At 63.9% G+C, this 9,165-nt stretch carries 10 protein-coding genes; 4 read left to right on the forward strand and 6 right to left on the reverse strand.

Annotated features, from left to right (window positions below; genetic code table 11):
- Positions 1 to 43: 43 nt before the first annotated feature.
- Positions 44 to 1,087 (reverse strand): DMT family transporter, encoded by a 1,044-nt coding sequence (locus ACFP9U_RS06125; protein WP_378619823.1) that lies wholly within the window; start codon positions 1,085 to 1,087, stop codon positions 44 to 46.
- On the opposite strand from ACFP9U_RS06125, the gene ACFP9U_RS06130 reads away from it, so the two are divergent.
- Together ACFP9U_RS06130 and ACFP9U_RS06135 are read left to right on the forward strand one after the other, a co-directional pair.
- Positions 1,079 to 1,990, forward strand: a complete 912-nt coding sequence (locus ACFP9U_RS06130) for a LysR substrate-binding domain-containing protein (protein WP_378619825.1) — start codon at positions 1,079 to 1,081, stop codon at positions 1,988 to 1,990. The two genes, ACFP9U_RS06125 and ACFP9U_RS06130, sit on opposite strands and share 9 nt — an antisense overlap.
- A gap of 126 nt (positions 1,991 to 2,116) precedes the next feature.
- Positions 2,117 to 2,473, forward strand: coding sequence for a hypothetical protein (locus ACFP9U_RS06135; protein ID WP_378619826.1), 357 nt, complete (start codon positions 2,117 to 2,119; stop codon positions 2,471 to 2,473).
- Positions 2,474 to 2,616: 143 nt separating this feature from the next.
- Here the strand turns inward: ACFP9U_RS06135 and ACFP9U_RS06140 are convergent, their stop codons facing one another.
- The 4 genes from ACFP9U_RS06140 to ACFP9U_RS06155 are packed head-to-tail and all read right to left on the reverse strand — an operon-like array spanning position 2,617 to position 6,441.
- Positions 2,617 to 3,570 (reverse strand): ABC transporter substrate-binding protein, encoded by a 954-nt coding sequence (locus ACFP9U_RS06140; RefSeq protein ID WP_378619828.1) that lies wholly within the window; start codon positions 3,568 to 3,570, stop codon positions 2,617 to 2,619.
- 11 nt (positions 3,571 to 3,581) lie between these two features.
- Complete coding sequence (locus ACFP9U_RS06145) at positions 3,582 to 4,646, reverse strand: FecCD family ABC transporter permease (protein WP_378619830.1); 1,065 nt, start codon at positions 4,644 to 4,646, stop codon at positions 3,582 to 3,584.
- Positions 4,643 to 5,656 carry a FecCD family ABC transporter permease gene (locus ACFP9U_RS06150; protein ID WP_378619831.1) on the reverse strand — a complete coding sequence of 338 codons (1,014 nt, stop codon included), beginning with the start codon at positions 5,654 to 5,656 and terminating at the stop codon, positions 4,643 to 4,645. The genes ACFP9U_RS06145 and ACFP9U_RS06150 overlap by 4 nt, the downstream gene beginning before the upstream one ends.
- Positions 5,653 to 6,441, reverse strand: a complete 789-nt coding sequence (locus tag ACFP9U_RS06155) for an ABC transporter ATP-binding protein (protein WP_378619833.1) — start codon at positions 6,439 to 6,441, stop codon at positions 5,653 to 5,655. Before ACFP9U_RS06155 ends, ACFP9U_RS06150 begins: the two co-directional genes overlap by 4 nt.
- 131 nt (positions 6,442 to 6,572) lie before the next feature.
- Here ACFP9U_RS06155 and ACFP9U_RS06160 point away from each other — a divergent pair, with 131 nt between their 5' ends.
- Positions 6,573 to 7,877 (forward strand): NtaA/DmoA family FMN-dependent monooxygenase, encoded by a 1,305-nt coding sequence (locus tag ACFP9U_RS06160; RefSeq protein ID WP_378619835.1) that lies wholly within the window; start codon positions 6,573 to 6,575, stop codon positions 7,875 to 7,877.
- Between the two features lie 43 nt (positions 7,878 to 7,920).
- On the opposite strand, the gene ACFP9U_RS06165 is transcribed toward ACFP9U_RS06160, so the two are convergent.
- Positions 7,921 to 8,583: a GntR family transcriptional regulator gene (locus tag ACFP9U_RS06165; protein ID WP_378619836.1), complete on the reverse strand. Its 663-nt coding sequence runs from the start codon at positions 8,581 to 8,583 to the stop codon at positions 7,921 to 7,923.
- A 161-nt stretch (positions 8,584 to 8,744) separates the two neighbouring features.
- On the opposite strand from ACFP9U_RS06165, the gene ACFP9U_RS06170 reads away from it, so the two are divergent.
- Positions 8,745 to 9,165: alcohol dehydrogenase catalytic domain-containing protein (locus ACFP9U_RS06170; protein WP_378619838.1), on the forward strand; the 421-nt coding region annotated here is incomplete at its 3' end.

Consider the following 9,165-nt stretch of genomic DNA (forward strand, 5'->3'; position numbering starts at 1 on the left):
CGACCCTACGCGGTCGTTGACGGTATGCCTGCGGAAGCCTGCTTTAGCGCCCAGAGCTGATAAATCCGCTGCGCCGATCATCGGAAGTCGAATGGTCTCGGCTAGTCATCATAATGGCTCCACTGGCAATCAGGGCCATTCCTGCCGCTTCACGCATGGCCGGGACTTCGTCGAAGAACAGCACGCCCCACATGGCTGCGAAGAGGAGGTAGGCATTGTCGAATACGCCCACGATGGGAGATGGAGCTAGCCGGTAGGCCTGCGCAACCGCAGTCGCAATGATCGCGAGAAGAACCCCCAGGATACCGACCAACAACCAGTCCTCCAGCATGAGCGTGGGCCAGACGGACAAGACGAAACTTTTATCGTCGCCAGGGCCGAACGCTGCCAGAGCCGCAATGCTCACCGCGCCCGTGACTGCCAACGTGACATTAAGGTTCAGTGCCATGGTCAAGGGCGCTTCGTCTTGGCACCGGCTCCAGGTGATGACCGCAGCCAGGGCGTAAAGGAACGCCGAGGCCAAGGGCAAGGCAATCACCGGCGATATTGTTCCGATGCCCGGATTGACGGCCAGCACAACACCCGTCAGCGCCAGAAAGATGGCGAGCCAGCGCAGACCGCCCACCGGCTCGCCCAGAAGGAGACGCGACAGCAGCGCCATCCACATCGGCGAGGTGTAGTAGCAGGCCGCCACCAGGGCGAAGGACATCGACGGCAGGGCGGCATAGTAGCACAGCCACATCACCGTCAGGCAGAGGCTGCGCGCCCACACCCAAAAGGGAGGTATCGAGTGAAGGCGCCCCAAGCCGGAGAAGGCGAGAGCACTGCCTGCGATCACAAGCGCCGCGAACGCCGATCGCAGAAAGACGATCTGACCCAGACCGAGATGGTCGCCCGCATTCTTCACCAGCGCATCCGAAAACGACAGGAGAAAGACCGCACCGATGATGGACACAATTCCCAGATTGCGACGATCGAGTGATTGCGAAGAGGATGTTTTCCATTCCATGTAGGATGGAAAACAGAACTCAGAGAGCTGTAATAATGCATTTTTGTCGAAAATAGATGAGTGTTTGGCATGGATCACATCACACGGGCCTTGCCGCCCTTATCCCGCCTCCGGCCATTCGAGGCCGCTGCCCGGCATGAGAGCTTCACCCTTGCCGCTTCAGAGCTGGGCCTGACCCAGACGGCAGTGACCAAGCAGATCGCGGCGTTGGAACGCGATCTCGGCGTCGCACTCTTTGAGCGTCGGAATCGGGCAGTCTTCCTGACCGACGAAGGCAGCCGGTTCGGCCGTATCGTCAGCACCGCCCTTGCCGACATCGCGACAGAGGCCGCCCAGCTCCGCGGCGTGGCCTTACCTGGCGGTCTTGTGCTCCATTGCCAGCTCTGCGAAGCATTTTACTGGCTCATGCCGCGCCTTTCCCGCTTTCACGAGCGGCATCCGGACATCGAGGTCCGGGTCGTCAGCGCCCTCGCGCCACTGACCGAAGCGCGGGAGCATTTCGACGTCGCGATCCAGACGACCGGTCGACCTTCCGGCTCTGCGCGCCTGGCCTTCACGGCATCCGACCAAGTCTTCCCCGTCTGCGCGCCGGGATTGGTTGAAGGCGTGCGCCAACCGATTCCACTGGATAGTCTGTCTCGCTTTCCGTTGCTCTCACACCGGGTGGTTCCGCAAGACTGGATCGATTGGCCGGAATGGTTCAACGCTCTCGGCAGGCGGATGCCGCAGGAGGTGCGCCTCGTCCATTTCGACAGCTTCCCGTTGGTTCTTCAGGCTGCGGTGGCTGGGCAAGGTATCGCCCTGGGCTGGCGCCGGACCGTGGATGGTATGCTCGCCGAGGGCAATTTGATCCGCGCGTGCGACGAAACGATCCACCGGCCGACTGAAATCTCGGTTTTCCGTGGCGCGCGCCGGGGTAACCATGCGGAAACCCAAGCGCTGTTAAGATGGTTGGAGTTGGAATTTGAAAGATCGGACTAATTTACGTCCACTTGCGTGCGTAAAATGGTCATTCCGCGCATTCGCTTTGAATTCCGGTTTCCACCCTTCTTGAACCTTCGGCACGAGAGCTCTTATGGTGATCTAAGGTCTGATCAGGAGAGTTGGATGACCGAAATTCACGGCAGCAGAGATTGCGGGAACTCTCCCAAGAACAAGTTTGTGCAGGATATGGCGATCGCGCTGGAAACTGGCGAAGCCACACCGCAAGACTTCAGCGAGGATGTCGTCTGGGAAGGTGCCTCGGAGGAGCCGATCAACGGAAGAAGCGCATTGTTTCAGGAACTTGCCGATCGGACGACACCAATTGCCATCACCGTCGAGCACGCGATCTCTCACGGAAAAGTAGGCTCAGCCAGCGGAGAGGTAACACTTGGAAATGGCAATCGTCGGCGTTTCAGCCACGTGTTCGAATTCACCAATGCAAAGGCAAACCGTGTTGCGGTGATCAAGAGCTACGCCTGAAAGTTCGAACGTCCGCACTGTCCGCGTATAAGCCATCCACCACGCTCGTCGTGGATGACTGTTCTCCACAACCAAGACCTTCCAGTGGCCTCCACTACACTTGTCTTCTGAGCGCTGCACTTCTCTGTTGAAATTGACACCCGCTACCGCTTCGCCCATGTCTCGACGGCGTCCAGCGTGTGTTCGGCACTGGCCACCGTCGGCGTGGTGACTTTGGCGGAATCGAGGAAAAGGATGCGGCCCTCCTTAGCCGGCTTCAGGAACTTCTCCCAGCCTGGCATGATCCTGTCGAGTGCGGCGCGTGTTCCCGCTTCCTCGCGCGCGTCGTTCATATAGCTGTTCATCAAAACCAGAAGATCGGGGTCAAGCTGCCCGAAAGCTTCGACGCTCAGCGGTACCAGCATCATCGAGCCGCCCCGTCCCGCTGCCCCGCCCTCGTGCTCCGGTTCCAGCCGGCTGTATCCGAGATCCTCGAGCGCCTGGATCGCACCCGATGTCTCGCCGACCGCGTTGAGCTGGTCGGTCAGGAAGACGGCGAGGTAGTCCTGGCCGGCGGGATCAGAGGGCAGCGCCTTCCGCACCTCGGCCACGCGGTCCAGATAGGCCGCCTTGCGTTTTGTGAACGTATCCTCCCGGCCGACCACCTTGGCGAGGTCCTCCTCGACGCTGAAGCCGTATGCCTTCCCGGTGCTGACATTCTGCAGATAGACGGGTGCGACCGTCGAAAGCTGCTCCACCTTGTCGATATTGAGATCCGTGCCGATGATCAGGTCGGGCTCGAGCGCGCGTAGCCTTTCGAGGTCGATCTGGCCGAAGGGGCCGATCCCCTTGGGCTTGGCAAGGTCCGTGTCCAGGACAGTGTCCATGAAGTCGACGGCCGTCACGAATTCGCCGTCGTCGGTGCGGCCGTAGCTGCCGACGAGTTCGACGCCGAGATCCATGAGCGGCAGGCCGAGCAGCGGTTCATGCATGACGACGATCCGCTCGGGCCGGTCGGGGATCGTGACCGCGCGCCCGGCATCGTCGGTGACGGCTCGTTCCCCGGCAAGGGCGGCATTGGCGGCGACAAGGGCAGCCAGGAGGATCGACAGTCGCATCGCATTCCCTTTCAATGTGTCTGCATTTTTCGAAGCGCCTGGAGACGCAAGGCGAGGATGAAGAGCGGAACGCCGATGATCGTCAGGCTGAGGCCGATGGGCAGGGGTACATCGCCCACGAGGCCGCGCGTCAGGGCGTCGGCGGCGATCACCAGGATGCCGCCCATGAGAGCGGACAGAAAAAGCCGGGCGCGCGAGACGGCGGGCGATACGAAGCCCGCCAGATGCGGCGCGAGCACGCCGAGAAAGGTGAGCGGCCCGACAGCAGTCACCGCGGCCGTGCTGAGCAGCACGGCGAAAACGAGGATCACGGGCCGCGAGCGCCCCACCGGCTCGCCAAGCGCCATCGCCATCTCGTTCCCGAGGTCGTAGGCGGAAAGCGCGCGACCGGAAAGGAATATCCCGACGATGCTCAAGACCATCAGCGGCGCGAAGGTGGCGATGCTCGACCAGTCGGCCTTGAAGAGGGACCCCGCCATCCACTCCGACAGCGCGAGCGACGTCTCCGTCGGCATGTAGAGGATCAGGAGCGAGCCGACCGAGGACAGCACGCTTTCGATCGCGATGCCCATCAGAAGGATCGCCAGCCCGCTCGACCGCTCGCCGCCGCCGAGCCAGATCAGCAACATCGCCACTCCGAGTCCGCCGGTCATCGCGGCGAGCGCGATCATGGCCTTCGGGGCGGCGGGTGCCAGGACGAAGAGAAGCATGATCATCGTCATCGAGCCCTGGCTGAGACCGAACAGGCCAGGATCGGCCAGCGGATTGCGGGCGATCGACTGCAGCATGGCTCCGGCCAGCGCGACGGCGCAGCCGGCCATGAAGCCCATGACGATCCGCGGCAGCCGCACCGTCCAGAGCGCATAGGCCCGTGCATCGTCGGCGTCGGTGCCGGTAAAGCCATTCAGGAGATCGAGGATGCCGGCGTCGGTGACGCCGAGCCCGGCCGACAGCGCCGCCAGCAGGATTGTCGCGCTCATGAGCCCGATCCCGGCCCGCAGATTGCCCACCCGGATCTGCAGGCCCGAGGCGAAGCGCAGCACCGGCTTGCCGTCCGTCGCGTGTTCGCGTCTCACGCGCGCCCCCTTGCCGCCGGCGAAAGGTAGAAGCGCTTGACGATCACCACGAAGACCAGCCCGCCGAGAAGGTCCGTCACGAGGCCCGTGTGAAGGACGTATGGCTGAAAGGCTTCCCGGGCGAAAAGGTCGGCAAGCAGGCAGACGCTCGCGCCGGTGAGGGCGCAGGCGGGCAGCGAAAAAGTGAAGTTGTTGCCCACGAAGGGGCGCACGATGTGCGGCACGACCAGCCCGACGAAGCCGATCGGGCCGCAGATCGCCACGGCCGATCCCGAGGCGAGGACTGTCGCGGTAAGCGCGAGACGCGTGACGGCGGTGACGTTCACGCCGGCGGACGCGGCCTTCTCCGTACCGAGCAGGATGAGCGTGAGCGGTCGCGCGAGAACGGCGAGAAGTCCGATCGCCACCGCGCCGATCCACCAGAAGGCAAGGAGCCGGTCGATGTAAACGTGGTTGATGTTGCCGGATACCCAGCCGAGGAATTCGTTGCGCCGCATGGGGTCGGAGAGGAGGAAGGCGTTGGTCACGCCGAAGAAGAGCATCGAGACCAGCGCGCCCGAAAGGATGAGCGCAAGGCCGCGCGGATCATGCGTACGGCCCGCAAGCCGCGCCACCACGAGGCAGGACAGAAAGCCGAAGAACGCGCCGGCGAGTGCCGCCAGCCCCAGCGCTGCCATCCCGAGATCGAAAAGAAACGCGCCGCCGACCACGAAGACACACGCGCCGGCATTGATGCCGAGCGTCGAGGGCGAGGCGAGCGGATTGCGGACGAGGCCCTGCAGAACCGCACCGCCGCACGCCATGGTCGCGCCGACATAGATCGCGATCAGCGCGCGCGGCAAGCGCTGGTGGAGGATGACTGCCTGATCGTAGCTTTCGGCATCGAAAGCAATGAACGCCTGGACGACATCAAGAAAATGGAATGAGCCGCCGCCAAGGGAAAGGCTGATGAGGAGAACGAGCGCCAGCAGGAAAGGGGCGCTGAAAAGGAAGACGAAGCGTCGCGTCATGCGGGTATCGGTTCGACACGCTGCATACGGGGCAGGCAGACGAGGCGGCCACCGCGGTCGAAGATGTCCGCCTTAAGGTCGAAAACCCGCTCGACGTTGGCGGCGGTGAGGGCCTGCTCGACCGGGCCTGCCGCAACGACCCTGCCGCCACGCAGCATGATGACGTCATCGGCGAAGGCCGAGGTGAGGTTCAAATCGTGCAACACCACCATGACCGTCTTGCCGTGGCGGACGGAAAGTTCGCGCACGAGCCCGAGAACGGCATACTGGTACTTCATGTCGAGATGATTGACGGGCTCATCCATCATGATGACGTCGGTGTCCTGTGCGAGCACCATGGCTATCCAGGCCCGCTGGCGCTGGCCGCCCGAGAGCGCGTTCACCTGGGCGCCGGCCTTATCGGAAAGCCCGACGATCTCCAGCGCCTCGCGGAACAGCCGCCTGTCGTGATCCGACGGCCCGCCGACCAGCGAGTAGCGCGCATAGCCCGCAAGCTCGATGAGTTCGCCCAGCGTCATGTAGTCGGGGCAGCGGCACTCCTGCGGCAGATAGGCGATCCTGCGCGCGAGCGACTGCCGGCCGATCTGCCGTATCGGCTGGCCTTCGAGCCTTATTTCGCCGGCGGCGAGCGGCAGGAAGCCCATGATCGCCTTCAAGAGCGTCGACTTGCCGCATCCGTTAGGGCCCACCAGCGCGGTGACGCGGCCCGCCGCAAAGCGCGTCGACAGCCCGTGCAGGACAGGGGTCGAGCCGTAGCTTGCCTTGATTTCTCTCGCTTCGAGCACCGAATAGCGACTCCCGTTCGCCTCTCCGGCGCGAACTTAAACTATAGTAAAAAACTCCACAATTCGATATCACGCGGAATCAGGCTCCCCCGTCCCTTGTCGCGGACATTTCCAACGCCCGGAGATTCAGGATGAGCGCTCGACGAAAGCTTCACATCGGCATGTCGCTGGCCCCGACCTGGTTGAGCGGGGATGCCTGGCGCCGGCCAGACAGCAACATCGAGGGTCTTTTTTCGAGCGACTTCTATCTCGACATCGCCAGGCGCTCGGAGGCGGCGCATCTCGATTTCGTCTTCTGCCCCGACACGCTCTTTCTGCGCACCGAGGTCCTCGAGAAGGGTCCGGGCTTTTCAAGCCTCGATCCAACCATGCTTCTTGCTTCGATCGCCCGCGAGACGTCGCGTGTGGGGCTGCTGACGACGATCTCGACAACCTTTCTCCCGCCCTATGTCGTGGCACGGCAGCTTCAATCGCTCCACTGGCTGAGCAACGGGCGCGCCGGATGGAACATCGTCACCGCGCTCGCCGGGCACGAAAATTTCGGCCTGTCGGCGATGCCCTCGGCCGAGGAACGTTATGAACGGGCGGCGGAATTCACGGAGGTCGTCAGGCTTCTCTGGCAAAGCTATCCCGAAGAGGCGCTGATGATGGACCGCGCCAACGGACGGTTCGCCGACGCCGCTCTCGTCCGTCCCATCGACCATTCCGGCTCCCATCTGAAGGTAAAGGGCCCGCTCAACCTTCCGACATACGCCAGGGCGCCGATCCCGCTCATCCAGGCCGGCGCCTCGCCGGAAGGCCGCAACTTCGCCGCCTCCGTGGCCGATGCCGTCTTTGCCTCGACGCCCGACAGGGAAGCCGCCATAGACCTGCGGCGCGATTTGCGCCGGCGCGCCGAGGGCCATGGCCGCTCGCCCGATGCGATCAATCTGATGCCCGGCCTCAGCCTGTACCTCGCGGAAAGCCGGGCCGAGGCGTTCGAACTCTTCGCCGAGACCCATACACGGGCGGACAAGGCCCGCGCCTTTGCCACCATCCGCGAGATGACCGGGCTCGACCTTTCCGACTGGCCGCTCGAGTGCAAGGTCACGACGGCCGAACTGCCGCCGCCGCCCGAACACCCGCGCAGCCGCACGCACGCCGATCTGCTGCGCCGGCTCATCGAACGCGACTCGCCCACGGTGGAAGAACTCTTGTGGCGGCCGGAGGTGATCGGTTCGGCGCACTGGCAGGTGATCGGCACGATCGACGACGCCTTCGAGGCCATCCGCGATTGGGTAGAGGCCGGGGCCATCGACGGCTTCATCGCCGTGCCGGGAGGATCCGTGTCATCCCTGCGGCTCGTTTTCGAGGCGCTTGTGCCGCGATTGGCCGAGGCCGGTCTTTTCCGTACATCCTATTCCGGCACGACCTTCGCGGATCATCTCGGCGAATAGGCATTCCCCGGAAAGCGGGATCCGTCCCGCCTCTTGGTGCGCGTCAGTCCTCTTCCCTCGCGCTGCGCACGTGATCGAGAAGCCCCTTGCCGCCGCGCTCGATGTCTTCCTGGATCCCCGCACGCGCACCCTCGGGATCGCGCGCGCGCAGCGCGGCGATGATCCGCAGATGCGGATGCGGCTCCCAGTCCGGCACGCCCGCGTCATAGAGATGGGACAGGATCGGACCGCAGCGGACCCAAAGCCGCTCGACGATTTCCAGCACGATGGGCAGCTTCCCCGATTCGCAAAGCTGCAGATGAAAGGCGGTGTTGAGGTTGACGGCGCGCGCAAAAGCGCCGGTTCGGTGGCACTCGGAAATCCGGGCGTGGATCTCTTCCAGTTCGGTGATCGCCTCGTTGGAGGCGATGCGCGCGGCTTCGGCCGCCGCGCGCCCCTCGAGATCGAGGCGGATGCTGCGGATTTCCAGCAGTTGCTCGAGCGTCAGTGTCGGCACCACCACCGTGCCGCGTGCATCGAGGGCGAGCGCTTTTTCCGAAACCAGCCGCAGGAGGGCTTCGCGCATCGGCGTCGCGCTGATGCCGAAACGTTCGGACATGGGACGCAAAAGCAGGCGTTCCCCCGGTTTCAGTTGCCCGTGCATCAGCGCGCTGCGCAGTTGCGCATAGGCCCTTTCGCTCAGATTTTCCTTGGCAATCGGGCGCATCCAGTCCCCGTTTCGCTGTTCTGTGCCTTCTCTCGACGGCTGGGCGCTTGACATCGGAAATTCCTCGCGCATTATTTGTTATAACAAATTACATAGCACGGCGACGGTATCCTGCGAAGGGGGAGCGGGCCACCGTCGACGCGCCGGGCTCGGGAGAACGAATGCTCGCGCTGCGCAAGAATGCACCGCGGTTTGGAGCGGAGGTGGTGACGCTGGAGGCGCTTGAAGCGCCGCCTGCCGGCCACGTGCTCATCGATGTCGCGGCCGCGGGAATCTGCGGAAGCGACCTTCACGCCTATGAATGGACTAACGGTTATGAGTTCATGGCCGCCGGCATGCCGGTGACGATCGGCCACGAGTTTGCCGGCACGGTGAGCGCGGTCGGGCCGGCGGCAGGCGATTTTATGCCGGGCGATCGTGTCGTGTGCTGGCCGACGGTCGGGTGTGGCGCCTGTGATGCCTGCGGCGCCGGCCAGCGCCAGGATTGTCCATCCCGGCGCGTTCTGGGTCTGCACGCCGACGGCGGATTCGCCGAGCAGGTCTGCGCGCCGGCCACGAACTGCCGCCGCATCCCCGACACCC

Source organism: Nitratireductor sp. GCM10026969, assembly GCF_042660605.1.
GTDB lineage: Bacteria > Pseudomonadota > Alphaproteobacteria > Rhizobiales > Rhizobiaceae > Chelativorans.